This is a genomic window from Micromonospora sp. CNZ297 (assembly GCF_007827625.1).
This window is the reverse complement of the sequence record NZ_VISU01000025.1, coordinates 39,139-64,839: the sequence shown is the minus strand read 5'-3', so window position 1 is coordinate 64,839 and position 25,701 is coordinate 39,139. Positions and strand designations below refer to the sequence as shown.

At 71.4% G+C, this 25,701-nt stretch carries 29 protein-coding genes; 3 read left to right on the top strand and 26 right to left on the bottom strand.

The genetic code is table 11. The features are described 5' to 3' along the window. Positions 1-27: 27 nt before the first annotated feature. The 6 genes from FB454_RS30135 to FB454_RS30110 all read right to left on the bottom strand — a co-directional run bounded on the left by FB454_RS30135 (position 28) and on the right by FB454_RS30110 (position 4,394). Positions 28-1,038 carry a helix-turn-helix domain-containing protein gene (locus FB454_RS30135; RefSeq protein ID WP_145755465.1) on the bottom strand — a complete coding sequence of 337 codons (1,011 nt, stop codon included), beginning with the start codon at positions 1,036-1,038 and terminating at the stop codon, positions 28-30. A gap of 27 nt (positions 1,039-1,065) precedes the next feature. Next, the gene (locus FB454_RS30130) at positions 1,066-1,320 is read right to left on the bottom strand and encodes a hypothetical protein (RefSeq protein ID WP_145755464.1); all 255 of its coding nucleotides are present in this window, start codon (positions 1,318-1,320) and stop codon (positions 1,066-1,068) included. Further along, positions 1,317-2,213: a P-loop NTPase family protein gene (locus tag FB454_RS30125; protein WP_145755463.1), complete on the bottom strand. Its 897-nt coding sequence runs from the start codon at positions 2,211-2,213 to the stop codon at positions 1,317-1,319. Before FB454_RS30125 ends, FB454_RS30130 begins: the two co-directional genes overlap by 4 nt. Next, positions 2,210-3,265, bottom strand: coding sequence for a hypothetical protein (locus tag FB454_RS30120; RefSeq protein WP_145755462.1), 1,056 nt, complete (start codon positions 3,263-3,265; stop codon positions 2,210-2,212). The genes FB454_RS30125 and FB454_RS30120 overlap by 4 nt, the downstream gene beginning before the upstream one ends. 327 nt (positions 3,266-3,592) lie before the next feature. Then, positions 3,593-3,814: a hypothetical protein gene (locus FB454_RS30115; RefSeq protein ID WP_145755461.1), complete on the bottom strand. Its 222-nt coding sequence runs from the start codon at positions 3,812-3,814 to the stop codon at positions 3,593-3,595. 88 nt (positions 3,815-3,902) lie between these two features. Continuing rightward, positions 3,903-4,394 carry a WhiB family transcriptional regulator gene (locus FB454_RS30110; protein ID WP_455768827.1) on the bottom strand — a complete coding sequence of 164 codons (492 nt, stop codon included), beginning with the start codon at positions 4,392-4,394 and terminating at the stop codon, positions 3,903-3,905. A 363-nt stretch (positions 4,395-4,757) separates the two neighbouring features. On the opposite strand from FB454_RS30110, the gene FB454_RS30105 reads away from it, so the two are divergent. After that, a complete protein-coding gene (locus tag FB454_RS30105; protein ID WP_145823982.1) occupies positions 4,758-5,159 on the top strand; it encodes a hypothetical protein in 402 nt (133 codons plus the stop codon). On the opposite strand, the gene FB454_RS30100 is transcribed toward FB454_RS30105, so the two are convergent. Both FB454_RS30100 and FB454_RS30095 read right to left on the bottom strand, forming a co-directional pair. Continuing rightward, complete coding sequence (locus FB454_RS30100; protein ID WP_145823981.1) at positions 5,156-6,124, bottom strand: recombinase RecT; 969 nt, start codon at positions 6,122-6,124, stop codon at positions 5,156-5,158. The two genes, FB454_RS30105 and FB454_RS30100, sit on opposite strands and share 4 nt — an antisense overlap. Next, positions 6,121-7,044 carry a lambda-exonuclease family protein gene (locus FB454_RS30095; protein ID WP_186461689.1) on the bottom strand — a complete coding sequence of 308 codons (924 nt, stop codon included), beginning with the start codon at positions 7,042-7,044 and terminating at the stop codon, positions 6,121-6,123. Before FB454_RS30095 ends, FB454_RS30100 begins: the two co-directional genes overlap by 4 nt. A 449-nt stretch (positions 7,045-7,493) precedes the next feature. Here FB454_RS30095 and FB454_RS30090 point away from each other — a divergent pair, with 449 nt between their 5' ends. After that, positions 7,494-7,982 (top strand): hypothetical protein, encoded by a 489-nt coding sequence (locus FB454_RS30090; protein ID WP_145823979.1) that lies wholly within the window; start codon positions 7,494-7,496, stop codon positions 7,980-7,982. Here the strand turns inward: FB454_RS30090 and FB454_RS30085 are convergent. From FB454_RS30085 to FB454_RS30075, 3 genes are read right to left on the bottom strand one after another with little or no spacing between them, the layout of a single operon-like run. Beyond that, the gene (locus tag FB454_RS30085) at positions 7,964-8,290 is read right to left on the bottom strand and encodes a hypothetical protein (protein WP_145755456.1); all 327 of its coding nucleotides are present in this window, start codon (positions 8,288-8,290) and stop codon (positions 7,964-7,966) included. The two genes, FB454_RS30090 and FB454_RS30085, sit on opposite strands and share 19 nt — an antisense overlap. Before the next feature lie 44 nt (positions 8,291-8,334). Beyond that, positions 8,335-8,937, bottom strand: coding sequence for a hypothetical protein (locus FB454_RS30080; RefSeq protein WP_145823978.1), 603 nt, complete (start codon positions 8,935-8,937; stop codon positions 8,335-8,337). Beyond that, positions 8,934-9,260, bottom strand: coding sequence for a hypothetical protein (locus tag FB454_RS30075; protein WP_145823977.1), 327 nt, complete (start codon positions 9,258-9,260; stop codon positions 8,934-8,936). The genes FB454_RS30080 and FB454_RS30075 overlap by 4 nt, the downstream gene beginning before the upstream one ends. A gap of 106 nt (positions 9,261-9,366) precedes the next feature. Between FB454_RS30075 and FB454_RS30070 the strand changes: the two genes are divergently transcribed. Then, positions 9,367-9,783, top strand: a complete 417-nt coding sequence (locus FB454_RS30070; RefSeq protein ID WP_145823976.1) for a hypothetical protein — start codon at positions 9,367-9,369, stop codon at positions 9,781-9,783. Here FB454_RS30070 and FB454_RS30065 read toward each other — a convergent pair. The 15 genes from FB454_RS30065 to FB454_RS29995 form a co-directional block, all read right to left on the bottom strand. Next, entirely contained in the window at positions 9,780-11,762 is a 1,983-nt protein-coding gene (locus FB454_RS30065; protein WP_145823975.1) for a tail fiber domain-containing protein, read from the bottom strand. The genes FB454_RS30070 and FB454_RS30065 overlap by 4 nt on opposite strands. Beyond that, entirely contained in the window at positions 11,759-13,174 is a 1,416-nt protein-coding gene (locus tag FB454_RS30060; protein ID WP_145823974.1) for a hypothetical protein, read from the bottom strand. Before FB454_RS30060 ends, FB454_RS30065 begins: the two co-directional genes overlap by 4 nt. Next, positions 13,171-14,133 (bottom strand): hypothetical protein, encoded by a 963-nt coding sequence (locus FB454_RS30055; RefSeq protein ID WP_145823973.1) that lies wholly within the window; start codon positions 14,131-14,133, stop codon positions 13,171-13,173. The genes FB454_RS30060 and FB454_RS30055 overlap by 4 nt, the downstream gene beginning before the upstream one ends. 8 nt (positions 14,134-14,141) lie before the next feature. Then, positions 14,142-15,038, bottom strand: a complete 897-nt coding sequence (locus FB454_RS30050; protein ID WP_145823972.1) for a hypothetical protein — start codon at positions 15,036-15,038, stop codon at positions 14,142-14,144. Beyond that, the gene (locus tag FB454_RS30045; RefSeq protein WP_145823971.1) at positions 15,025-18,333 is read right to left on the bottom strand and encodes a phage tail protein; all 3,309 of its coding nucleotides are present in this window, start codon (positions 18,331-18,333) and stop codon (positions 15,025-15,027) included. Before FB454_RS30045 ends, FB454_RS30050 begins: the two co-directional genes overlap by 14 nt. A 273-nt stretch (positions 18,334-18,606) precedes the next feature. Continuing rightward, the gene (locus FB454_RS30040; RefSeq protein ID WP_145823970.1) at positions 18,607-19,128 is read right to left on the bottom strand and encodes a hypothetical protein; all 522 of its coding nucleotides are present in this window, start codon (positions 19,126-19,128) and stop codon (positions 18,607-18,609) included. A 38-nt stretch (positions 19,129-19,166) separates the two neighbouring features. Next, positions 19,167-19,736: a phage tail tube protein gene (locus FB454_RS30035; protein ID WP_145823969.1), complete on the bottom strand. Its 570-nt coding sequence runs from the start codon at positions 19,734-19,736 to the stop codon at positions 19,167-19,169. Positions 19,737-19,810: 74 nt separating this feature from the next. Beyond that, on the bottom strand, positions 19,811-20,251 hold the full coding sequence (locus tag FB454_RS30030; RefSeq protein ID WP_145823968.1) for a hypothetical protein: 441 nt from the start codon (positions 20,249-20,251) through the stop codon (positions 19,811-19,813). Beyond that, entirely contained in the window at positions 20,248-20,466 is a 219-nt protein-coding gene (locus FB454_RS30025; RefSeq protein ID WP_145755444.1) for a DUF7210 family protein, read from the bottom strand. Before FB454_RS30025 ends, FB454_RS30030 begins: the two co-directional genes overlap by 4 nt. A gap of 69 nt (positions 20,467-20,535) precedes the next feature. Beyond that, positions 20,536-21,057, bottom strand: coding sequence for a structural protein (locus FB454_RS30020; RefSeq protein ID WP_145823967.1), 522 nt, complete (start codon positions 21,055-21,057; stop codon positions 20,536-20,538). After that, complete coding sequence (locus FB454_RS30015; protein WP_222433946.1) at positions 21,054-21,431, bottom strand: hypothetical protein; 378 nt, start codon at positions 21,429-21,431, stop codon at positions 21,054-21,056. Before FB454_RS30015 ends, FB454_RS30020 begins: the two co-directional genes overlap by 4 nt. A gap of 1,083 nt (positions 21,432-22,514) precedes the next feature. Continuing rightward, complete coding sequence (locus tag FB454_RS30010; protein ID WP_145823966.1) at positions 22,515-23,108, bottom strand: hypothetical protein; 594 nt, start codon at positions 23,106-23,108, stop codon at positions 22,515-22,517. 3 nt (positions 23,109-23,111) lie between these two features. Then, complete coding sequence (locus FB454_RS30005; protein ID WP_145823965.1) at positions 23,112-23,687, bottom strand: hypothetical protein; 576 nt, start codon at positions 23,685-23,687, stop codon at positions 23,112-23,114. Between the two features lie 68 nt (positions 23,688-23,755). Then, entirely contained in the window at positions 23,756-24,034 is a 279-nt protein-coding gene (locus FB454_RS30000) for a hypothetical protein (protein WP_145755441.1), read from the bottom strand. After that, positions 24,031-25,629, bottom strand: coding sequence for a flagellar biosynthesis protein FlhF (locus FB454_RS29995; protein ID WP_145823964.1), 1,599 nt, complete (start codon positions 25,627-25,629; stop codon positions 24,031-24,033). The genes FB454_RS30000 and FB454_RS29995 overlap by 4 nt, the downstream gene beginning before the upstream one ends. Positions 25,630-25,701 lie beyond the last annotated feature (72 nt).

Below are 25,701 nucleotides of genomic sequence, written 5' to 3'. Positions count from 1 at the left end.
CTACGGTCGACGCCCCGCAGCGTGGTGCTACGAGGCGGTTGTGGCCATCTGCTCGATGAAGGTCAGGGACTCGGCCGGCGGAAGCGCGGCGGCCGTCATCCGGTCGAACACGGTGGCGAAGTCGCTGGTCTCCGTATCGCCGGCGAAGGTGATCTCGGCGGCGGCGGTCTCCACGATCACCAGCGGGTCGTCGTCGGGGAACGAGTGGAGCGTGAACCCGCTGGTGGGCAGCGCCGTCATCGGCGTGCCGGTGGGGATGACCTGCACGGTGATGGTGTCCACGTCGGCGGTGTCGAGGATGCTTTGCCACACGCCGGGGCGGGGGTCGACGTCGCCGGCGGGCCGCCACCGCAGTGCCGCTTCGGTGAGGACGGCGTGGTAGGTCGGCGCGCCGGGTGCCCGCATGCGGGTGACCCGCTCGACTCGGGCCTGCACGGCGGCGGTCACGTCCCGCTCGCCGTGCAGGTTCGCGGCGGTGATGCAGGCGCGGGCGTAGTCGGCGGTGTGGAACAGCCCGGGGACGACCAGCGGCTGGAAGTGGCGCACGAGGGTCGCCCGGCCGTCGAGATTGGTCAGTTCCAGCTGGCGCACTTCGAGGGAGCCCCGGTGGAGGTCCCGCAGGGTGGTGACGCCGTGCTCGATAGCCTCGGCCAGGGCGAGGGCCCGATCCCGCGTGGGCTGGTCGACGTAGCAGGCGTCCAGCCAAGCGGTGATGTCGGCGATCGGCGGCCACAGCTCGCCGCTCTCGATCCGCGAGACCTTGGACTGGCTGACACCGATCCGCTCGGCCAGCTGCTTGCCGGACAGGCCGCGGGTGCGTCGGGCCACGCGCAGCTGTGCCCCCAGGCGGAGCCGGAGAGCAGAGCGAAGCGGGTCCGACACGGGTTCTCCTCGGGTTGAGCTACCGGCAGGGTATGCGGGTTTATGCGGGACAGCAAGGAGGGCGCCAGCACTTCTGCTGGCGCCCTCCGCGCGTTTCAGCGGCCAGGCACCGGTTCGCTCACCCGGTCCCGTGGCCGTCCTCACGTTGTACGGCATCCGGCCGGCTACCGTCTTGGGGCAAGATCATCGGAGCCTCCGTCGGGCTTGCTGGCTGCTCTGCCGCATCGCCGCGTCGAGGGCGTTGTGGTCGACCATCAGGATCTGGCCGGGCAGACACGCCGGCGACTCGTGCACGTCGAACTGATCGCCCATGTCGTGCTCGGTGAGCAGCTGCCGTACCTCCGTCACCCGGCCGGGCTCGCAGTAGACGGTCCTCCGCTCGTCCTCGATGACCTGCGCCCAGAACCGCACCTCGGCCTCAGCGTCGCCGCCGGTCACCAGTCGAGGCCCGTCAGCTGGCGGCGGTCCGGACCGAGGAACGTGAAGGCGGTGGCCCGGTCCTGGAGCCGGGAGAACAGCCGGTCGCCGAGCATGGTCTCCAGGCCCGCGACCCGGGTGCCGTCGCGGCGCTCAACGTCGCGGGCCCGCAGGTTCGTGGTCACGATCGTGCGGAGCCGCGCGTTGAGCCGGTACTCGATCAGCTCCAGCAGCTCCCGCCGTACGAACTCCCGCGCCTCGATGTCCATCTCCGCGCCGAGGTCATCGAGGATGAGCAGCTCAGCGGTGCGCGCCCGGTCGCGGATCTCCCACACCGGGTGCTTCGAGCCCTCCGGGCGCAGCTCGGCGAGGTAGCCGTGCATCGTCCAGGACCGTACGAGGAGCTGCTTGGTGACGACCTCACCGGACCGCAGCCGAGTCGCGGCGCCGCGCCGGGCGGCTTCGGCGGCCGTCGCGTATGCGGCCTGGGTCTTCCCGGAGCCGGTCTTCCCGGCGAAGATCGCCGTCCGTGCGTCCGGGTCGGCCAGCCACGCGGCGATCGCGTCCGGGTGCTGGTCCGTGTCGAGGGACGCGAGTCCCACGTCGGCGGCCACCCGGTCGTCGGGCAGGCACGCCTGCAACGCCCGTTCCCGCATCGCGGATTGGTGGCGTAGCACCAGCTCGCTGGCCGGAACGTCGTCGTCGGTTCCCGTTACGGGGGCCGGGAGACCCGCCTCGCGGGCCTGCCGCGCGGCCTCGGCACGTTCCGCTGCGAGGGCGCCCACCTGGTCGCGTAGGTGCTCCGGGAGCGCGCCGAGGAGACCCTTCGCGAGCCAGCTGGCCTGCTGGGTGTCGGGGCGGCGCTGCCGGGCGATGGCCTTGCCGACCGAACCCGTCACTTCCTGCGTGGTCACCAGGCACCTCCCGCAGCAGCACCCGCGCCGACCGGGCGGACGTCCTCAGCCCAGGCGTCGTTGACCTGCATGACGCCGGGGGAGGGCCGACCGGCCACACCGGCCGGTGGGCGGGGTGCCCGTCCACGGATCCGAACGAGCGCCCGCTCCATCTGGGCCTTCGACGGGATGCCCTCGCCGAGGCCGTTGAGGGCGCGCTTGATCTCGTCCTCGGTGTAGTCGGCATCGAGGAACGGGCGGATCAGCGAGGCGAGCTGGTGCAGGGGCCGGCCGCCGACGACGGGCACGCCGAGGTTGGCCCGGTGGTCGATCCACTTCCGGGCGATGCCCATAGCGACGTCGTGGTTTGTCGGTTGCCGCTTCGGCTCGGCTGGGGTCCGGGGCGGCGGCACGGCGCCGTCGAGGGTCGGCTGAACGGCAGCAGACCGCTCGTCGCGCCGATCATCCGCAGGATGATCGGAATCTGTGTAACCCCTCTGGTGTAACTCCTCTTGTATAGGCGCCGGGTTTCCGGACTCTGCCGCTCCGGGCCCCGGGTTTCCGGACCCCGGGTTCCCGGAGCCCGGAAACCCGTCCCCGGGGGTGTCGGAATCCTCGGAGCCCGAAAACCCGTCTCCGGGGTCTTCCTCCTCGGCGGTGCTGTCCGCGTCCGGCCGCGGCGGCGGGGGGAACTCGTCGTCTAGCAGCGTGCCGTCGGGGTACTTCACCTTGAACGAGCCGTCCGGCTGCTCCACCAGAGGGACAGCCTTCCCGCCGAAGAACTCGGCCTGCGCCGCCCAGGACGCCACCGGCGTCTCCGACACAGCCGTGCCCATGACGAAGGTGCGGTCGAGCATCCGCCGCTTCTCCAGCCGGTAGTAGCCGGCCAGGGCCAGCTCGCGGAGCGCCGTACGGACGGCCTCCCTGCCCTCGCGGGCGGCTTCACGGCCGCGGAGGGTCTTGCCCTTGCCCTCGTTCGCGATCTGGATGGAGTTGACGTCCCAGCCCTCGGGCTTGTTCAGGAGCCAGGTGAGCACGCCCAGACTGCGGAACGGGACGGTGAAGTCGTCCACCGTGCTCGACGGCACCTGGACGAAGGGGTCGCGGCGACGCTTGCGCAGGCCACCGCGCGGGTTGTCGGAGGTCATGCCACACCGCCAGGGATCCGGGGGGAACTCATGAGCGGGGTGTCTACCGGCACCGCGACGTTAACGTCCTCGCCGATGTGACGAACCGCGGGACGGAGGTGTGTGCGAGTGGGCGACTCGTATGCCAAAATGGGCACACGAGTACGACCCAAGGGGTCACGCATGTGGCTCCTCGGTGATGTTGCGAGGGCCGCTTCTGGGTGTGGGATCCGGGAGGCGGCCTTTGCGGCTTTTTGGGTTGTGCTCTCGTCTCTAGGCCGCTGCCAGCTCCAAGGGGAGCGTCGGCGCGGGCGCTGCTGCCGGGTACGGCTCGGGGAGACCCGAGGCGCGTGCCGCGAGGTTGGCGACGTAATCGGAGAACGCGATGCCGAGTTCCTTGGCCTCGCGCTCGTACCGGTCGAGGTGCTCGTCCGGGAAGCGCACGGGGCGGCGCTTGCCGCCCTTCGGCGCTCGCCCAGGTTTGGTGCCAGCCATGCCACGGTTCTACTCCATTGCTGATTCAGATTCACGCACCCGGTCGGCGTGTCGTGATCCGAGGAGCCGGCGCGTGCCGGCTCACCCGTCACGCCGCCGCTTCGACCTGCATGCCAGCCTCGCGAGCCCGCCGCCGGGCCCGCTGCACTGACCGTTCGCTGACGCCCGCGACCCGCGCGATGCTGGCCGCGCTCGCATCACCGGCGGTCAGCTCCAGCACCTGCCCGTCCAGGCCGGACACCGGGCCCGGCCTGCGCTTCGGTAGCTGCACCTCCACGTTCGTTCCGGGCACCCGGATCGACGTCAGGCGGAACCGCTGCTTCTGGCTGAGCCCGCCCCAGACGCCGATCCGCTCGTCGGTGATCACGGCGTAGCTGAGGCACATCTCCTTGACCGGGCAGCCGTCACACAGCTTCGCTGCGGCCCGCCACGTCTGGCCCTTGCCCTCGGGGAAGAAGGCTTCCGGGTCGGTCTGGGCGCACACCGCTTCCTTGACCCAGCGGCCAGGGAGCCAGCCGGCCATGTTGGCCCACACCAGTACCCCGGCGCTGATCCACGGCCGCAGATCCTTGACCCTCACCGCTGCACCTCCGCTCCACTGTGCGGCAGGACGGTCGACGTGCGGCGATGGCCGGAAGGTCCAGGGCTGATCGGCCGACTGGTGGCTACGATGGCCAGCGAGAGATCCGTCAGGATCGGGTCAGGAACCTGACCCGGGAGAGGTTGAAGTAGAACCACAGGGGTCTCCGTTCGTGCGGCGGGTCGCTCACCCGCTGGTCTGCCCCCGACGTCGAGGGCTGGCCACCCAGTCAAGTAACTGAGTGGTGTGTATGTGTGACAGTACAAACGGTGCAACGTGACTCGCAAGGGGATGCGCGAGCCGGCACAGCCGCATCATGATCGGGTAGCCGGTTGGTACCCAAGCCCCGCGGAAGGCGGGCCCGTGACACATCAGCCCCAGATCAGCGACGGCGCCCGGCCTCGCCTCGTCATGTCGCAGGCGCTCCAGCTGACCGCCGAACTGGCGACCAGCCTCGTCCCGACGTACGCCGACCAGCACGCCGAGTTCGGCGAGCACCTCCAAGCGGCCCGCCGGCTGCGGCTCTGCGCCGAGCGGGTCATCGACGCGGCGATCGCCGTCGAGGCCGAGGCAGGGGCAACCGCTGCGGAGATCGCCGCCTGGCTCGCGCTGCCCGTAGAGCAGGTCGAGATGCGCCTGGCGAACCAACGTGCCCGCGCCGCAGCGATCGACCCGCCCAGCCTCGCCGAGGAGCTGGACGCCTGGTACGCCCGGGTGAGCGGACCAGACGCCCCCTCCAACGCCGTCTCAGCCGGTCTGGCCTAACCGCGCGGCTGCGCCCCGGCCGGCCAGCCAGCCTCGTCGTACGCCGCATCCGGGTTGCCCACCGTCTGGCCGGGCTCGACGTCCGCCTCGCTGTCACCAGCGTGCTCGGTCACCTCGTCCACCGGCGCGTCCGGCGAGTCGTTGTGCCGTACCCCGCCGTCAGCCGCGATGGCCTGCCGAGCGGTCGCCGACAGCGGCAACCACTTGCCCAGCTGCTTCCCGACCGTCTTGTGCGCCATCGCCTCGAAGCCATCACCAGCCACACCGCGGTCATCGAACCAGGGGCCCGACTTGATCCGGACGTAGCGGGCCCGGTGCGCCTTCATCGCATCCCGGTGCACCGGCCGGGTCAGCTGGTAGCCGCCCCCGTTGAGCAGCGCCCGAGCGTAGTAGAGCACCGGCGCACCCGGCTTGTCGTCCAGCAGCCACGGCTCGTGGACCAGCTCGTCACGGTCCTCGTGCCAGCTCAACCGGAAGGACGGCAGCTCCTTCTCGTACACCGTCCGGGCGACGATGCCACGCACCAGGCCCGACTGCATGGCCAGCTTGACCAGGCCCTTGTAGCCGAGCACGAACGTCGCCTCCCGGCGGCCCCGGTCGTTGTTCCAGAACGGCAGCACGTACGCCTGCCCGGTCGCCCCGCCGACTCGCAGGCCCAGCTGCGCGCAGGTCATCACCGCCCCGACGATCGTGCGGGGGTCGCACTCGTCCAGCCCCTTGACCGTCGACAGCGCAGTGACGGTATCGGTGATCAGCTGCACGCCGGTCGGCCCGCCGTCCGGAGCCGCCCGGTTGAACAGCTCCTCCCGCTGCCTCAGCGCCTCGACGGCACTGCCGTACCCGGACACCTGGACCGCGGCACGCTGGTCCGGCTGCGCGGGCATGACGGTGCCCTCGACGGCCGGGCCAGGCTGTCCGGCGGTCTGTCCGGCCCGGGCATCTTTCACTCGGTCTCGCAAGCTCATCTCTTCACCTCTCGCAACTCGACGTACTCGCAGGGGTTGACGGTGTAACCGGCGCGGGAACGGCGGGCGAGCCGGACCGCACGGCGCCCGCCGAGCCGTCCGTACTCGGCGCCCGCCTCCACCAGCTGCGCCTTGATCTCGTTCTCCACCTCGTCCAGCTCGACCTTCAGCGCCTTGCGCCGGGCCTTCAGATCCCGGCGGCGGGCGAGCAGGTCCGCGGTGTGCTCGGCCAGGTCGACTTCCTTGGCCTCGGTGATGCTCGCCAGCGCGGCGACGGCGAGCGCCTCCGACGTGGCCGCCCGCGCGTCGGCGGGCGGAGCGGTGTCCGGCCACAGGTGGTCGCGGCAGAACTGGGCGGCGGCCTCGCGCAGCTCGCCGATCAGGTCGTCGTCGCGGGCGACGTACTCCACGACCGGTTCGTCGCAGCCGTCGACCACGGCCACGACGTACCAGCCGAGCGCCCCGGTCACTCCCATGCACCACTGCGCCTGGGCCTGCGGATAGTCCGGCACGGAGCCACCCAGCCACAGCTTCACGTCCGGGGAATGGTCGTCCACCGTCTTGATCTCGACCCCGGCCGGCTCGCCGACGACGAACCGGTCCGGGTTGCACAGCATGTAACGGGCGAAGCCGTCCACCTCGAACAGCGGAACCGGATGCCGCCAGGTGCCGGTCACCCCGAGCTGCTTGCCGTGCAGCTCGGCGAACCAATCGGCTGCGACCGGCTCCAGCCGGTGCCCCCACGCCAGCCGTCCCTTCGCCGGTGTCGGCGGCAGCCGTCCGGACTTGTCCAGCCACAGCTTGTACGGCGTCGACCAGGGGGACAGGCTCAGCGCCGCGAGAGCATCACTCCCGCCGAGGCCCGTCAAGCGGATGGCGTGCCAGTCCGGCATCGGCGCGCCGTACGGCAGCACCTCCACGGCAGGGCCAGATGCCCACCACGGTCTGGAAGGCGGCGCGGGATCGGCCGGCGGTCCGGCACCCACACCATGATCATGGATGACAGCAGTCATCGTCAGGGGTCTCCTCGTCCGGCCCGTCGCTCACGGGCCAAGCGGAACGCGGCCAGGACCATAACGTCCTGACACCCCAAAGTGTAGCAGACATGGAGCAGGGCCGCGCACCATGTCCGCGGCCCTGCAAAACGGAAGGCCAACCCCGCGAGCTGAGATCGTCATCGCGGGAGCGAACCGCTCAGACCTCGCACGCCGTCACGGTGGAGACCCCGTTGCCCGAAGGGCTCAAAGGTGCCGCAGACGGACGTGTTTCCCACGCCAGTTGGCCTTTCCACCACCCATGCTACGGCACCCCCACCGACACAACTACGCTGATCGGACCTGCGACTTGCCGACGAAAGGACGTGCCCGGGTTGAGCGACCCCAGGCGCCTCGCCGAGATCGCCGCCGCCGACGACCGCGGATTCCTCATGGAGCTGCTGCGGCACCTGGACCGGCCCACCCCCGACACGATCGCCATGTTCCGCGGTGATGTGCTCCGCCGCCGTACCCGCGCCGCCGTCGGCGAGCTGCTGAAGATGGCCGACCAGCACGACCGCAAGGGCGCCCCCGAGCAGACCCGCGCGAAGTGGAGAGCAGTCCGGACCGCCGCCCGCGCCGAGCGAGAAGCCCTCCAGGCCCTCCCACCAGAGGGCGCCGGACCCCGCCGGCGAGCGCTGGAACGCCTCGGCCAGGAACACCCGGACGAGCTGAAGGCACTGCGTGCCGGCCCGGTCGCCAAGAACGCACGCCGCAGCCTCCTCGAACAGATCGCCGCGCGTCACCCCGTCCGCATGATCGAGCTGCTGCGGGAGGAGCGGACGCGCGGCGAGTCCAGCGGCGATCAGGACGCCAGGTCGTAGTCCTGGCGCCGGCTGGTCTTCTCCTCCACCACCGGGGCGACCTTCGAGAAGATGGTCTTGTAGGCGGCGTGCGACGCGACCGCCACGACGGCGACCACCTGGAGCACGGTCTGGCCGTCACTGATCGAACCGTCGGCGAGGCAGCCGACGACGCCCAGCGCGACGGCGACCGCGATGGCCACCGCCTGCCGGGTCGACTTCGACCACTGCGGCTGGTTGACGATCGAGACGAGCAGCGGGTTGATGACGCCGAGCAGCAGCGCCCACGACGGGGTGTCGAGCACCCAAGCGAAGAGAGTGGTGTCCATGCCCGCCACGATCGGCCCCGCGAGGGGTTAGCGTCCCGTGGCAGCTACTCGCCGTCGTGGGCGCACAAGGTCACCTGCCGTGTTCCGCCGGTGGTGAGCACCATCGCCTCCTGCGGGTGGTAGCCGTCCGGGCAGGCCGGACCGTCCTCACCGGCCGGTCCAGACGGGCCCGGCGGGCCGGGCGGCCCCGAGGGGCCCGCCGGGCCTTCCGGACCGCGCGCCCCCGCCGGACCCGACGGTCCGGCAGGCCCCGCCGCGCCGGCGGCACCGACCCGGCCAGCACCATCCGCGCCATCCGCGCCGTCATCCCCGGCCGGGCCAGACGGGCCCGGCTCACCCGGCCACCCACGCGGACCAGGCGGGCCGCTCGGACCGGCCTGCCCGTCGGCGCCCGCCGGCCCTGGATCGCCGCGCAGCTGCTCGGGGTCCTCCACGCACGTCATGCCAGCCTGCCGCACCTGGTCGCACAGCTGCTGCGCCACCGACACCGCCGTAGTGGCACGTCGCTCCGCCGTCTCCGTGCGTACCGTCGCGGCCCGCAGCGCCCAGCCCATCATCACCCCGGTCAGCGCGATCAGAGCTGCCAGGGCGATCGCCCGGCTCCGCGGCCACCGCCGCAGCGTCGTCGCCTGCTCGCCGTGCCTCATGCCGCCGCTCCGTTCAGCCTGGCCACCTCTTGCTCAAGGTGGGTGATCCGGTTGGTCTGCTTGGTGACCTGCTCGGTCAGTGCCTCGACCTTGCGGCCCAGCTCGGCCACCGAGTCCTCCGCCTTGCGCCGCAGATCCCGTTCCCGGTCCAGCTCCGCCTGCGTCTCGGCGTGGTCCCGCACTTCCTGCTTGTACCGCTCGTCGGCGGCCACCAGCTGCCCGCGGTCGTGGCCGATCATCCTGGCGAGGATGATCACAGCGGTGCCGAAGGTGCCGAACGCGCCCAAGCCGGGGATCAGCGTCTCCAGCTGTGACGTGTCCACGATCCCCCCGTTACCCCCGCAACCCGGACCGCGCCACCGTAGGGCCGTTCCGTCCCTTGCGTCCTCACGGACCGTATGGCGGGCCGGCACCCCGCATAATCGCCCGGTGGCAACCAACCCTCCGACCCGGCCCGGGCGGTCCTGGCACGGCGTGACCGCGGCCGTGTTGGCCGCCGGCGCCGTCGCGCTCGTGGCCGTCGCTCCCGAACCGGTGCGGGCGACCGCCCGCCCGACCACCGTCCTGCTGATCGCGCAGCCCACCGTCAGCGCCGCGGCCGCCATCCACCGCGCTGACGGCAGCACCGTCACCCCGGCGCCCATCGGCCGGGAGATCCAGCTGAGCGGCCGTCCAGTCGGGGTGCAGGTGTTCCTCCGAGCGCCCGAGGGTGGAGTCGAGGTGTCCCAGCCGGGTGTGGACCTGCCGCTCCGCGCGACCGCCGCGTACTGCGCGATCGTCATCGACGGCGAGGTGGTCGACCAGTCCGGGCCGTCGTCGGTCGCGTCGTGCCAGTGGGACGGCTAGCCGGCGGCGCGCCGCTCCAGCTCCACCACCCGCTCGGCCAGCTTGGCGAGCTGCCGGTCCTGATCCCGCACCAGCAGCATCAACGCGGCCGTGAACCGGTCGTACTGGACGCCGTCCGGCTCGCCGTGGAGGTAGGTCACCAGCTCCCCCAAGCCCAGCTGGTCAACCTCCTCGGCGACGAACCCCGCGTACCAGCGCGCATCGTCGCCGCGTTCCTCGACCTCACCGCGGTCGCGGAACCGGACCGGCCGCAGCGACCGCAGCGCGTCCAGGCTGAGCTCCAGATCCTCGACGTCGGTCTTGTACCTGATGGATGACGTCGACCGGCTGATCTTGTGGGTTCCGGAGTCGATGAAGCAGTTCGCGGCCGACGTCGTAGTGGCGTTCGTCCGCAGCCGCAGGGAACCGATGAACGCACTGCCGGCGCGCGGACCGAGGATCACCTCGCCGTTGCCGGGAGTGTCCAGCCACCACCGGTTGTTCGACCCGCCCGCGCCGGCGTTGTCCACGTAGATCGAGTAGCCCTCGTTGAACGTGATTGCCTTCGACGCCGCCGAGTGCGGCAGGGACAGCTCCAGCCCTCCGGACGGCGTGAACCGGTAGACCGAGATGGCAGTGATCGGGTCGGTCCAGCAGGAAATCTGCCACGCGAAGTCGGTGTCCTCCGCGACCATGCTGGTGCCGGCGGCGCCGAGGGTGCCGGCCGGGCCTCGGATCGTGAACCGACGGTTGGAGCCGGTGCCGATCTGGTTGGCCTGGATGACCGGCTCGTCCCAGCCCCGGCCGAGCAGGTCCCACTTGATGGAGGCGACCGCGCCGCCCTCGTACGCGGTCTCGCCCATCTCGACCCGGGGCGCGGCCGACCGGGTGAAGAACGTGCCGCCGGTGATGACCTTGCCGGTGATGGCGTTCGCGGACAGCTTGTCCGCGGTGATCGCACCGTCGGCGATGCTGACCGCGCTGATCGCCCCGGCCGGGATGACATCAACCGCTACCAGGTCCACCTCGGCGGTGCCGTTGCCCGCCACGGCGTTGAGGTTCAGCACCGGCCGCAGGTAGCGGGTGCCGGTGACGGCGGCGCCCGGGTTGTTCGGGTCCGGGCGGGCCGTACTCGTGCCGGTGGTGGCGGTGCCGCGCAGGTAACCGGTGAACTCCTGCCACCCGGCCCCGGCCACCAGGACCGCGTTCGCGGCGGCGACGTAGTGGGCGTTCGTCGGCCCGGGCGTCGCGGTGCCGGTGACGTCCACGTACGTCGCGCCGTCGGCCATCACCGCGGCGAACCCGGCGGACACCTTGGACGCGGTGGTGTCACCGGTCGGAGCGACGGTCTGCCGGACCCGGATCTTGATGCGGTACAGGGCGGTCGGGTCGAACGGGATCACCGGCGTCCGGACCAGCCCGGTCACCGCTCCGCCGGCCCGGAACACCGTCCCGCCGGTCACCGAGTCCACCACCTGCTGCACGGTCAGCGTCCCCGCGACGCCGGCCGCCGCCCAGTCGGCCAGGTCACCACACGCGTCGACCACCCGGGCGGCGATCGCGCCCTGGCTGCCGACGGTCAGCTTGTCGGTGCTGATCGACCCGGCTTCGATCTTCCCGGCGGTGACCGCGTTCGCGGCGATCTTGTCCGAGGTGACCGACCCGGCTTCGATCTTGTCGGCGGTGACCGCGTTCGCCGTCAGCTTCGGCGTGCTGATCGCGTCGTCGGAGATGTCCGTCTCGGTGATTGTGCCTGCCGGCAGGTTCAGATCCTGCGCGACGACGACACCGCCGTTGACGCCGGCCACCGCGTACGTGCCGTCGCCCTGGTCGCCGATCACCAGCACCGGGTTGCCCTCGGCGTCGGAGACGGTCAGCTGTCCGGCCTCGATGGAGGAGTGCCCCAGCTGCGAACCCCGCTCCAAGGCGGCAAGCCTGGCCTCCGTCTCCGATAGCCGCTTCGCCAGCTGCGTGATCGCCTGATCGGCCGCCGTCGTCATGCCACGCTCCCGTACGTGTACCGGTCGGCGCGCTGGAGCGCCAGCTTCGCCCGGTGCTCACCGATCAGCGACCAGCCGATCACCCGCGACCACAGCGGCACGTCACCCAGCCACGGCACCCGGGCCTGCACGAGGATGTCGTCGCCGACAGCCCATGACCCGATCCGGGCGTTCGGGTGGTCGACCACCTCGATCTCGGTGATCTCGACCAGGCCCCGCCGGCGGATCAGCTCGTCCCGGCAGATCATGTCCAGCCGAGACCCGGAGGTGACCGCCTTGTTCGACACCACCGCCACCCGGCGTAGCCGCCCGTCGATGATCGGCAGGCGGGTGTGCACCAGCGTTCGGCCCTCCCCGGCGCCGAGCCCGAACACCTCGTTGGCGTAGTCATCGCCGTCGACCTGCACCGGCACGGCGGACACCACGTTGTCGCCCTGCACGAACGCCAGGTCGTCGCGGCGGCGACCGAGCCGCGGGTACCCGAGCCGGATCCGGTGCACGATGCTGCCCCCGGCACCCCAGGCGACGTCTTCCGCCCAGTCGAACGGCGTCTGGTTCGCCAGCTGCTCGAACTCGCCCCCGCAGTCCTTCGCGTCCCACCACGCCAGCAGGTACGGCTCGGCCGGCTGCGCAGCCACCGTGCGGGTCTGCGTACCGTCGTGCTTGACGAGGGTGCCCTCCCGGTGCGACGTCGCCGAACTGGTGCCGTAGCCGCGTTCCAGGCCGGTCAGCTTCGTGCCGGTCCGGCCGGTCACCCGCATCGTCTCCGCGCCCACCGTGATCAGGTACGGGGGTGCCAGCTGGTCGTACAGGCCCATCGCGGCGAGGGTGAGACTGCTGTCGTTGGAGTCGATGCCGGTCTTCAGCTTCGCCGACGCTGACGGCTCGACCGAGGACGCGGGCACCGCGTCCTTCCGCACCCACTTCCCGCCCAGGAACACCTCCTCGAAGGCGGCCACGCCCGGCTTCCCGAGCCGGGCCGGGCTCTTCGTGCCGTCGAGCACCACACCCAGATCGCCGTTCGGAAAGGACTGAAGGTGCGCCCAGATCTCCCGCGCCGCGTCCAACGGGTCGACGCCGACGCGGGAGTATTCGCCGAGGTAGGGGATGCCGCGCGGGTAGGCGGACACACCAGCAGCCTCGATGCTCCACTGCGAGCCGGAAAACCGGGACGACACGATGATGCCGCCCCACCGCAGATGCCCGTCCGCCTCGGCGAACAGCTCGGTTCCCCACTCCTCCAGCAGCAGCCGCCCGTCAGGAGCGCGCAGCTGCCCTATGTCCGGGTCGATGCTGCCGCGCAGCGACCCGGAGCGGCGCAGCCCCCACGTCAGCTCATCCCGGTGCAACGGCAGATCCCAGTCGAGGATCTCCCCGGTGACCGCGCGGCGTGCGATGTACCGCCACGTCACGCTGGCTTCTCCACGAACTCGTAGTCGATGGTGATGATCGACTGATAGTCCGCCTGGAAGGTGCCAGAGCCACCGGAGCGGACCCCGGCAGCGGCGAGGGTGCGGGTGGTGCCGCGGTGCGCGGCCGGGATCGCGTGCTCACCGGCCACCGAGTAGTAGCCGCGGCCGGCGACCGTCTCCACCAGGATGCCGTTCTCCGACGAGTAGTCGCTGCCGTTGTAGACGGTCTTCAGACCAGCGACCGTCGGGGTGCTGGCGCCGGGAATGTGCTCGATGCCCTGCAAGGTGATGTTGACCCGCACGTGGGTCGCCCAGGCCGGCACCTCCACGCTGATCTGCGACGCCGCCGGCCACACCCCGTACGCGGTGCCGGAGATGTTGTTGTCGCCCCCCGGGAACTTCACCACGAGGTCTCGCTCGCGGCGCGGATTCGCGATCCGCCGCAGGTCCGCGATCATCGCCTGGGTGACGGTGGCCGTGGACGGGGGAATGTCCACCCGCGCCAGCGCGATCCCGGAGAACCCGAGGCCCAGGTCGGTGAGCCGCCTCGTGGTCGGCGGGACGCCGGGGATGACGACGGTGTTGATGTACGGGCCGACCGCCGGGTCGGCCGGGTCGGACCACGGCTCCCCAGCGAGCCACGGGTCTTCCACCCTGGCGATCACCAGGTCGGACCGGCCCGCGCCGGCGCCGGTCGCTGCGATGCCCGCCGTGTCCTGGGTGGCGCATCGGCCCGCGTACGCCTGGTGCAGTTGCCCGGCCGCTCGGCAGAGGATCGAGCAGGCGCCCGGGTCGACGGTCACGCCCGCGCCGGGCACGGCCAGGGCCTTGACCTTCAGGTCGTCGGGCCCGACGACGCCTTCGTTGCCGCGGAAGGCGACGAAGGCGAGCATCCGGGCTACCTCGGCGGAGTGCTGCGCCCCACCGCCCACCATCCACGGCACGCCGTCCCAGCCCACTGTGCCTCCTACAGCCCGCCGTACGTCTTTTGCCAGGCGAATTGCATCTGAGCGGTGCCGCTAACGTCCTGGCCCCGCATCACCACCTCGTACGTGCCGGGTGGCACGGCAGCGTCGGCCAGACGCACGCCAGTCCGGGTGAGCGCACCACCGAACGACGCGCCGTCGCCGCGCAGCACGCTGCGCCGCCACGGCCGGGTGTCGATCGTCAGGTGCTGGCCGGCCAGGATCGTTACGTTCAGGGCCATCGTCCACAAGCCCGTGACCTGCACGACCGGGTTGGTCAGCGGCGCCGACACGGCCCGCAGCGTAATGACCGGCCACGCCGGCAACTCGCCGCCCACCACGATGCCGCCCGGCGCGGCGCCCGTCGGCACGGTCGTCAGCGGGGTTATCAGCGGCGACACCAAGCCCCCGGACGGCGGCGGCACCAGCGACACCGTTTCCTGCTCGAGCACCGGGTCGTACCAGCAGTCGTCCACGGCGGCGAAGTCACACACCACGGGAATCACGCCCTGCCGTGGCTGCTTCGCGGCGGGCGCGAAGCGGCGGGGCCGCCCGTACGCCACCCGGGGCCGCCCGGCGATCACCGTGGACAGCTCGGCGACCATGCCCGGCACGGAGCGCACCGCGTCGGCCCGCCACGCCAACGCCAGATCCGTCTGCCGCTGCCGGACCGCCAGCTCGCTGTCGCCCAGCACGAGCAACTCGAAGGTGATCGTCTGCCCGCCCCGGAAGTCCTGGCCGAAGAGCCGGCCGTCGCCGCGCGGTCTGGGCGCGTCGTCGGTGAGCAGTTCCACCGCCCCGATCTGCGGTTCCGTGGCGAGCATGATCCCGGAGGCGTACGGCCCCCACGTCAGCGACCGGCCCGGGTAGGTCAGGGTCCACTCGTCAGGTGCCTGCAACGACTCCACCTCTCCGGATCACCCGCAGCCGGAACATCAGCTCCTCCAGCTGGTCGTTGAAGCTGCCCTCACTGCCCTGGAACGTGACCTGCCCGATCAGCGGCGACGGGCCCGCCGCACCGTCGCCGGCCGGGACGCCGGCCATCGGCGTGACCGGGTTGCCCGCGCTCGCCCCGTCGGTGACGGCCGCGGCGAGCCGCTCGGCTGCCTTCACCGCGGTGGGGGCGTTCTTGTCGAGGCCCACCGTGTAGCCAGCCACCAGCTGACGGGCGATCGCCATGAACACCCGGCTCGGGCTCTTGATGCCGAGGGCGTCTTTCGCGCCGCGGATGCCGGAGTTGATCACGCCCTTGATCGCGCCGACGGCCGCGCCGGCCATCGACTTCACACCGTCGATCAGGCCCCGGATCAGGTCCTTCCCGGCGCCGACCAGCATGGATCCGAGGTCGCCGAGCTTGCCCGGGATGCCCTTGACGGTGGAGACGGTGTTCGACACCCCGTTGGACACGGCGCTCTTCACGGCCGACCACATCGCCGAGAACGCGCCAGTCACCCGCGACTTCGCGTCCGACGCCGCGGCCGACAGCCGGCCCGGCAGTTGCAGCGCGAACGTGACCACCGCGGCGACCCCGGCGGAGAACAGCGCCCGTGCGCGCGCCCACAGATCGGTGACGATCGCGGCTACCCGGCCCGGCAGCAGCTGGAACCAGGTGATCACGGCGGACACCGCGTTGCCGACGAGCACGCCCAGCGCGGTCGCGGCAGCCATCACCCGGCCCGGCAGGTCGATGAAGAACTTGATGATCGACCCGATGCCGAAGCCCACCCAGTAGGCCGCCTGGGTGAGCAGGAACATGAAGAACGAGGCGAGCTGGCCGGGCAGGGCGGACAGGAACGCCATGATCTGGCCCGGCAGCGCCGCGAACCACGAGCCGATGCCGGAGATCCAGCCGGGCAGTGTGACGGTGAAGAACTGGCCGATGGACGATCCGGCGCCCCGTACCGCCTGCCACGCCTGGGAGAGGAAGCCGCCCACGGCGAGCGCGGCCCCGAGGAGCACCTTCCCGAACGCCTGGGTGGCGTTCAGCGCGGTGGTGAGCCAGCCGGCCAGCATCGAGATCGGCTTGGAGAGCCCGAACAGCCAGACGGCGAGCTTGACCGCGATCAAGCCCATCTGCACCAGGTACGGCACGAGGGGGATCGCGGCGACGAGCAGCTGCGTCATCGCCAGGGCTAGTTGGAGGCCGGCTTCCACCAGTTCGGGAAGCTGCGGGGCGAGCGCCAGCAGCGCCTCCAGCAGCGCCCCGGACAGCGCCTTGGCGATCTTGATGACGGCGGGCACCAGCTGCCCGGTGAGCAGCGCCTGAAGCTCCGGCAGGTGCTCCAGCAGTTGGGAGGCGATGACCTGGGCGAGCTGCACGATCACCGGGACCAGCGGCATGAACGCCTTGGCGATCGCCAGCCCGGCGGTCGTGGCCGGGCCCAGGCCGCCGGAGACGAGCTGCTGAAGGACCGGCAGGAGGGTCGTGGCGAGCTGGACGCCCATCCGTGCCCAGACGCCGAGTAGCGGCCCGGCCTGGCGGGCCACGACGGACAGGACGCCGGCGGCGATCGTGAGGACGTTGGCCAGCTGCGCGCCGATCAGTGGCAGCAGCGGCGCGACGGCCTTGGCTACGTCCGACAGTGCCCGGCCGACCGGCGCGGCGGCTGGCGCGAGCAGCCGCAGACCGTCGGCGAGGGCGTTGACCAGCACGGTCAGCCCTGGCGACACCGCGACCGCCAAATCACCGACGATCTTGGCGAGGGGACCGAGCCCGCCGACCACGGCGGTGAGAACCGGCGCCAAGGCGGATCCGACCTGCGACAGGGCGGTGAACACGGCGATCAGGGCCTGCTGGCCCTCCGCGCTGTTGGCGGCCTTGTTCAGGGTGTCGAGGGCCTGCTTGACGAGCGTGAACGCGCCGCCGCCGGTGGCCTCGTTCGCGGCGGCGAACACCCCGCGCAGGATCCCGATGACGTCCCGGCCCATCTGGGCCAGGTCGCCGAGCATCGACAGTCCGTCGGAGATCCACTGGTGCAGCCGGCCGTCCGACGCCGCCGCGCTGATCTTGTCGGCGAACGTGGTCGCCCACTCAGCCAGCCCCGACGTGAGACCGGGCAGGAACGCGCTGCCGACCTGGCCGATCTGAAGCAGCGCCTGACCGATCGGGCCGAGCGCACCGAACAGGTCCCACGCCGCCTGCCCAGTGTTGGCGAGCAGGCCCGCCAGAGCCGACGACGACGCGGCGTTGTCCAGCCAGGTGAGCGACTGACGGAGCCCACCGTTGATGTTCGTGGCGATGTCGCCGAGGCCGGTCTTCAGGGACGGCAGGTACCGGTCGGCCAGATCCCGCACCGCGCCGTTGAGGCCGCGGAAGAACTTCTCCTGCACGTCGAGGCGCAGGCCGTTGAGAGCTGGCGCCATCCGGGCCAGCTCCTGCACGAACGAGCGGGCGTTCGGCGACAGCTTCGCCAGCGCCTCGTTCAGTTTCTCCTGCTCAGCGGCGGTCAGCTTCCCGCCGGCAGCGAGCTTGGAGTAGGCGGAGAACGTCTCCGAGATGGCGTCGTTGACGCCCGACAAGGCCAGCTTGAAGGTGGCGAGGATGCCGACGCTCGCGCCGATGATGGCGGGCAGCAGGCCCGCCGACTGCGCGGCGGTCGCCGCCGCAGCGGCGAACCCGAGAAGGTTCGTGGCGGCCGACGCCGCCCCGGCCGCCACCACGGCCAGACCGACGCCCTTGGCGATCGTCACCCCGAACGACAGCGCGCTGGCTGCGGCCTTCTTCAGCCCGGCCTGGAAGCCTCGGGTGTCGACGTTGAGCTGGACCCGCTGGTGCTTCAGCCCTTCGATCGCGCGGCGGGCCGGCTTCGTGTCGGCGTCGACCCGCACCTTCGCGGCGGCCTTGTCGCCGGCTTCCTTGACCGCCCGGCGCAGCTCGGTGGCCGGGATCCGCACGCCGATCTTCGCGAGGGCCTTGGCCTTCTCGGCGGCCTCCTTGACCGCGCGCCGGAAGTCCGCGACGGGGATCCGCACGCCGATCTTCGCGGTGACCTTGCTCTTCTCGGCGGCCTCCTTGACCGCCGTCCGCAGCTCGGTCCGCAGACCGGTCGTCTTGACCTTGACCTGCACCTTCGCCGTGACCTTCGCCGCCGCGGCGTTGACACGGCGGCGAAGGTCCGTCACGAACCCGCGTAGGTCCGCTACGACCGAGAGGTCGAGCTGGCCGGCGTCCTCACCGCGCCCCGGCTGCGTCACCGTCCCTGACCACCCTCACTCTGCCGGCAGCGGCCATTGCCTTGGCCATCTGCGCGATACCGACCGAGCCGGGGGGAGGCGTGGATTTCTTACCTGGTCGAGGGAGGCGGAGCGGTTCCTTGCGGCGGTGGTCCGACGACAGCACCGACAGCTCCTCCAGCAGCAGCGCGAGCAGCTCGTTGTGCTCGTTCCACGGCGCTTCGCCGGGCCGTCGGCGGATGGCAGCGTCCGGGGGCAGGCTGCGGATCAGCGCCCGGACGCGGCGTACGCCGATCAGCTCCGGGTGCCACGCCGGGAGCCAGATCCGCCGCGCGTCGTACCCGCGGGCTTCGAGGTCGGCTTCGAGGTCGTCCCACCGGTGTCGGCAGAGGGCGACAAGCCCAACGCTTCCCCCAGGCTCACCCCGTACTCGCCGAACGCGGCGCGGCCGAGCCGGAAGTAGTCACCGAGGCCGGGCCGGCCGGCGAGCCACTGCGCCCACTGCTCCTCGCCGAGCAGCTCGGAGAACGCCCGCCGGATGGCCCGGAGGGTGGTCGACAGCAGGGCAGGGTTGCGGGCCAGGATCGGCAGCAGCTTCATCGGGTCGAAGTCGACCCTCTCGGTGTCGCCGTCGCCGATGAGTTCGATCAGCAGGGCGAGCAGGTCGTCCAGCTCACCCTCGAACAGCGGGTCGAGCACCGACGCCGGGAACTCCGGCGGCAGCGTCCACTCCCGCCGGTTGAGCAAGACGACGATCGGCTCCCCGGCCCCTTCGCGGGCCGGGGCGTTGACGTCGAGGTCGATCACACGGGCCACAGGGGGGCCGCCTCTCTCGGTAGGGAAGGGATCGCAGGTCAGGGGGTGGGCTCCGGGTCGAACGCCGCGTCGTTGGTGACCATGTACCAGGCGTCCGTGGAGTCCCCGCCCAAGATCGACAGGCGGAGCGGCAGTTTCGCCTCGGGGTTCTTGTTGAGCTCCAGCTCCACCTCGGACTCGTTGAACACCCGGGCGGCGATGAACCGGTACTTCTTGGCCCCGTCGATCACGTCGAGGATCGCGGCCAACTCGTCCCGGTTGCCGAAGCTCGGCGGCACGAACTTGTACAGGTTCGGGGTGCCGCTGATGGCGGTGATGTTGCCGCCGCCGTACACGGCCTTGAAGTTCGCGCCGTTCCATTGGAGCAGGTCGACGTCCATGCCGGCCGCGTCCGAGGTCTGGAGGATCTTCACCGGGTAGTTCGACTGGTGCGCGAACACCCGCTCGAATTCCGGCGACACCCGGAACCGGCACGACTCCGGGTTGGTCAGGCCGACGTTGAAGAACCCGCTCCCGGGCGCGGACAGGTCCGCCGGCAGAGTGGAGCCGACCACACCGAGGTAGAGGGCGATGGTCTTGGCCTGGACAAGCTGGTTGGGCTGCGTCATCTCACGCCTCGCGGTGCTGGTCGATCAGGACGACCGCACGCTAGGGCCGGGCGACAGTTAACGTCCCAGGCCGGTCAGCCGTTGTCCGGGTGAGCGACGATCCGGACGGTATGCGCCCAGCACAGCTGCCCCGTCGCCGGGTCCGGCTGGAGGCGCCCGGAACCCACCGTGTACGCGTCCGTGACCACCGGCCGGCCCGGCACGTGCGGGCGGCCCGCCGCCCGCACCAGGTGGTGCACCGCCAGGTACAGCAGCCGGCGCAGCGCCGCCGAACCGGGCCGCCCGTCGGGGCCCGCCCAGGCCAGCAACACGACCTCGCCAGTCACCGACCACACCAGCCGGCCGTCCTCACCGCCAGGGGAGGGCCGGACCTGAAGATGCGGATACGGGCCCTCGTTCAGCCCGGACACATGTTCGGCGCCGCCGGAGCCGTACTCGGCGAGCATCTCGGTGGCCGAGGTCAGCTCGGCGAGCGCGATGGCCACCGGGTCGACGTCGACCACCGGCTCGATCACGGCCGCGTGTCGCTGTCCGGCTCTTCCAGGCGGGCGTACCCCGCCCAGACCCACGACTGCGCCACGTCGACCGGCACGGTCAGCTTGTCGCCCGGCTTGTAGCTCTTGCCGTCGTAGTCGTGGAAGTGCGACAGGACCACCTTGACGCCCGTCTCGGCGGCCTGCTGCGTCTCGGTCGGGGTCTCCTCGGCGGGTGCCGGGTTACTGCGTGCCATCGCTGCCTCCAGGTGCTCGACGGCCCGCACGATAGGCGGCCAGAGCCGGTAGCGTCCCGGGCCGCCCGTCTACTTGGCGCGCAGCCGGCGAGCCACCTCGGACACAGCCCGGCCCATGAAGCGGGCCGCCTCGTCCTTGTCGGTGCCGAACTCGGACTCCACCACCCGGTGGCCGTGGCAGGTGACCGTTCCCTCCACCCGTGAGCCGGACACCCGGACCGGGTGGGCGTGGATGTTCCGGGCGATGCCATCCGGGTCCTTCACCGCCTGGCAGCGGCAGTTCTCCGTCAGCCCCGGAGTGCCCTCCCGGTCGCGGGGCTCCCGCAGCTGCTGGTGCGGGCCGGCGCCGTAGTGGTGCTGGTCGTACTCCGGGGACTGGAGCACGAACCGCAGGTTGTCGGGCTGCTCCTGGCCGTGGGCCTCCCGGTGCTCGGGCCGGACCACCGCGTCACCCTTGGACACCCACGTCTTCGTCGGCGGGGCGTTGCGCTGCGCCGCGTCGGCCAGGTCATCGGTGATGCGCTGCACGCGGGGCGCGATCAGCCGCGCGATCGCCTCCTCCAAGCCCGGACGGGGCCGGTACCGGGTCACGTCACGCTCCTCACCGGGTAGCCCCGGTCGACGTCCGGCGGGTCCTGCACCGCGGTCACCGCCACGTAGTCCACGTCCGAGTGCCCGGCGACCTGATGGCGCAGGGGAGTGCCGGTCACCACCCACCGCCGGTCGTCGGCGACCCGGGTGATGACGTCCCCGGCCGCGACCGGCCAGAGTGCAGGGTCGAGGCGCAGCGACCAGGATCCGTCGACCTGCCGCGTCGCCGCCCCGTCGGCCGGGCCGACCGGCGTCGGCGGCGGTCCGGGCATGGGGGTGCCGTGCGCGTCGCGAGGTTGCGGGTGGACTTCCTGGAGGAGCAGGTACAAGCCGTCCGCGAGCAGCACCGCCACAGTCACCACCTCCGCCTGCATGGTGCCGGGCGAGGTGGAGTTGCGTCCTGGAGGCGAGCCTCCAAAAGCGACTTTTTTGCCGCTACGAATGTCACCTTCTTCGCACAGCCGTTCGATGCGAAAGGCTGATTTTTCAGGCACTTTCCGTGCTCAATGCGCCCTTCGCTCCGCATATGTCCACGTAGACGCCCTCATTGGTGACCCTCTGTGTTCCGAACACTACGCGCACAAGGTTGCGGAGGATGACCATGCGCGGCATAGGGTGTACCCCGATCCACAGCGGCGGACCTCTGGTCTGCGTCACGGTCTACGCTATGGGTCGCACCACGCTGATCCGTCTCGCCTTGCTGTCCCCCGGGGGGCAAGGACGCTCCCGAACCACCAGGAGTGCGACGGAGAGGACTGTGGTGGGAACACCCAACCGCCGGCGATGCTGCCGGCACTGCAAAACAGCTCGGCGGAAGGCCACCGATCGGTGGCGGAACGCCGAGCGAGCGGCGAACCTCCTCGCGAGGATCGCCGTGATCGTCGAAGCGGCGCACCAGGTCGCTCGCGACGCCGGGCTGATGTGACCGGTCACGGTCATCGACGCCCGAAACGGGTGTGACCCCACCTAAACGGCAGGGTCACGATTCCGTGCGGTTAGGGCAAGCGGATCCCCGCTGGGTGGCCGCCCAGTGGAACAAGGGTCCGCTTGTTCCTATTTACGGGCCATGTTACGGCCCGGTATCGCCCTCGCAGGTTACTCCAGAGTTCTGGATGAGCCTGACAGGAGCGAAGTGTGGCACAGCGTTCGTTGTGGCGAAAGCCCCGGGGGCGGCGCAAGTTGCCCCGGTCAAGATTCTCACAGCGCCGAGGTGAGCAGCTTGCTGAGCAGGAGAAACGGCCTTCACCTGCGCAAAGGCGTGTCCTAGGACGGACTAAACGGCACGCGGTGTGTCACACGCCCGAGGCGCCTACCCGCCGGTAGTTTGTTGGGCGGTGAGCCCGGCCTGGAACGTCCGGACCCACCACCAACACCCCACTAGGGGAAACGACCCCCCCGGATCGTGAGCGCACAGTATCGACCGTCCTGACGTAGCGTCCCTCGCCAAGATCACAGCGCTACAGCCAGGGCAAACCATCACCGGGAATGGTCTCGGCGCGATCCGACCGCTGCCACGCCAGCCCATCGGCGGACCGCCAGAAGTCGAGCGACGTCAGCGGCGGCACGCCCGCCGTCGGCGCCGCACTAGCCCCCGGGATCGGCTCGTACGACACGGACTGTCCCTCGGCGCTGACCGACCTCACCTCGCGCCCGGCGGACCCGGAGAGCCGACGTACCGCTGGGTGAACCTGCGCCGCCGCTGTCACCCACTCCCGGATCGCCGCGTACTGCGGCTCCCGGCCGTCGAGGCCCGTCTCGTACACGACGGTGAAAAACCCGGTCTCCCACCCGGTCGGGTCGGTCTCCGGCGTCACCGACACGATCCGGGCGGGCGGGTGCTCCAGCGGCCATCCGGAGTCGAGCGGCCGGACCCCGCGCTGCGTGAGCTGCACCGGCACCACCATGCGCCGCAGGTAGCCCTCGGCCGCCGCGGTGGCGGCCCGGATCGCCGCTTCCACCGCGAACTGCACCTGTTCCTCGGTGGGGTCGAGCCCGGCCAGCCGGGCCACCTGGTCGACGGGCACGATCAGCGGGGGAAGCGGCGCCGTCACCGATCAGCCCTCGGTTGCAGGGGCGGCGGCGCGGGCCAGCGCGATCGCCTCCAGCGCGGTCGCCCGGTTGACCTCCGTGCCTTTCGGGAACGCCAGCGACATCAGCTCGGTCCGGGAGTTGCCGCGCCGGATCAGGGCGTTCGCGCGGACCTTCGCCACCACGATCGTGCCGACCCCGGACATGTCGAACAGGTCGTCGGGGTCGATCGGGTTGCCGGCGTCGTCCACATAGCCCAGGAAGGCGTCCGCGTCGGCGGGCGCCACCGGGGCCGGTGCGACCAGCGGTGCCGCGGGAGCGGTGTTCGGGCTCGCCGGCGGGGCGAGCGGAGCGGCGGCTGGTTGAGGCGCGGCGGCCGGGGCCTGCGCGGTCGGCGGTGCCTGCTCGGTCGGCGGTGCCAGCGGTGCGGATGGCTCCGGCGTGCTGCTCGGGGCCTGCGCGGCGGCCGGGGCCTGCGTGCTGGTCGAGGGCTGCTCGGCCGGCTGAGCGGCGCCCTCCGCCTGGCCGCTTGGCTCGGCGGTCTCCTTGGGCGCGGTCGGCGCGGCCGGCGCGGTGGCCTTCCTGGCGGTGCTGCGGCTCATCAGGATCTCCTGCTGACGGGTGACGGATCGTCCCGCACCGTACGGCCGCAACCGGCTAACGTCCCCGGCTAGAACACCACGTCCTCTGGCGTGGGGCCGGGCGGCGGCACCGAGGGAGGGTCGCCGGTGATCGTCAGCGGCCCGGGTACGACGTGCAGCACCACCAGGTACTGCCACACGGGGTCCGTGGCGCTCAGCGGCGCGTACGCCGGCCCGGTTGGGGTGATCGGCACCGCCCGCCCCTCGAACGCGGTCAGGTCCGCGAACGTCGCGTCGTCGCAGTCCAGCTGCCCGTTCTCGCCGAGCGCCGCCCACCGGCCGTCTCGGCCTTCCACACGCCAGGTCACCGGCTCCTCCGCTTCCTCTTCGGCTTCGTGGTCTCGGTACGGGCGAGGGTAGCCAGCACACCCAGGGTGAAGTGCTGCAACTCGTCGTCGCCGAAGCGCGGGTTCCGGCCGAAGGTGTCCTGCAACCCGACCTGGAACACCTCCCACGGCCGAGCGCCCGGGTCGGGGTCCTGCACGAACGGCCGACCGTTGACGCGCCCGATCTGCTCGTACGACTTGCCCGCGTACGGGTTGCGCCAGTCGTCCGGGAAGGCCACCTCCCGCTCGTCGTAGCCGCTGTGCCGCACGATGTCCTTCAGCCGGGCCAGTGGCTCCAGGCTGCTGCCGCGCATGGACCGGCGCCGCACGAACGTGAACTCGAGTTCCTGCAACCCGGGCACCATCATCTCCATGCGGTGGCCCATCTCGTGGACGTTCACCTCGTGCGTGTAGTCCCGGAACGCGCCGATGTAGACGTCCTGGTCGCGTGCTGTGACCGGCATGGCCAGCAAGGACGAGTCGTGGCCCCGTCCACCCGCGTGGAAGGCCCGCTGGCTGGACGCGATCCGCAGCTCGGCCTTGGCCGACAGACTCAGCCAGTCGTCGGGGAAGTACGCCTCCGCCTCCCGCAGCCGCGCCTCCCAGTCTGGACGGGCGGCCTCAGCGCCATACACGCGGCGGCTGCTCTCTCCAGCCGGGGCGGCCTTATGCCGCACACCGCCGAACGGCCTCACCGAGGCGAGCAGCTGCTTCAGTAGCTCATGCTCCCGGCGGGTCTGTGCCTTCTGCGCCGCGTTCCGCCGGGCCATCAGGTCGTGCCGGCCCGGGTCCTGGGCGGCGAACGCCTTCCGGATCGCCTCGGGGCCCAGCTCCCCGTCGAGCTTCCGTTGCAGGTCGTTGTACTCCTTGTCGCGGCGCTTCGCGTCGAGGAAGTCGTCGTGCAGCGCCTTCCCGGCCTCCAGCACCTGGTCGAGGGCCTTGTGGTACTCCTCGGGCGGCAGCACCCGGCCCACCGGGTCCTTCGGGTAGACCATCTCGACCTGCGCCGCAAGCATGTTGCCGAGACCACGGTTGGAGGGCTTCGCCAGCTCCTCCGGGTTTTCGGCGATGCCACGCATCCAGGCCAGCTGGGACTCCGCCATAGCCACGTCGCGGATCTCGTCGGCGAGCCGGTCGTTGGCGATCTGCTCCCGCTTCGACTTCGGGGTGCGCTTGCGCCGGAACTCGTCGGCCAGCTCGGCGCGCCGCTTCGCGAGAGTGTCCCGGACGGCGGCCAGCTCCGCTTCGAGCTCAGCGACCCGCCGGTCGACGGCCCGCTCTGCCGGGCGGATCTCCTTGCGCACCGCGGACCGCCACCCGGCCTCGTCTGCGGGCAGCGCCTGACGTGCCCGCTGCGCCGCCTCCCACGCCCGAGTGGACGCGACGTGGTTGCGGGCGGACGGCCGGCGGGGCCGTTTCGGGCCGCCCGGCTTCGGGATGAACCGGCCGGTGCGCGGGTCACGAGGGTGGTCCTCGGCTCGCCACAGCTTCACCGCGTAGCGGGCGTAGCCGAGCGGTGTGAGTAGGGGTGCCACCACCTGGTAGCGGGCCCGCGTCGACAGCATGGTGCTCCTCACCGAGGCAGGGGACAGGGCTGGTACGAGGCGGGGCCGCAGGAGAACGTCCTGCGGCCCCGCCCTCACGTGCCT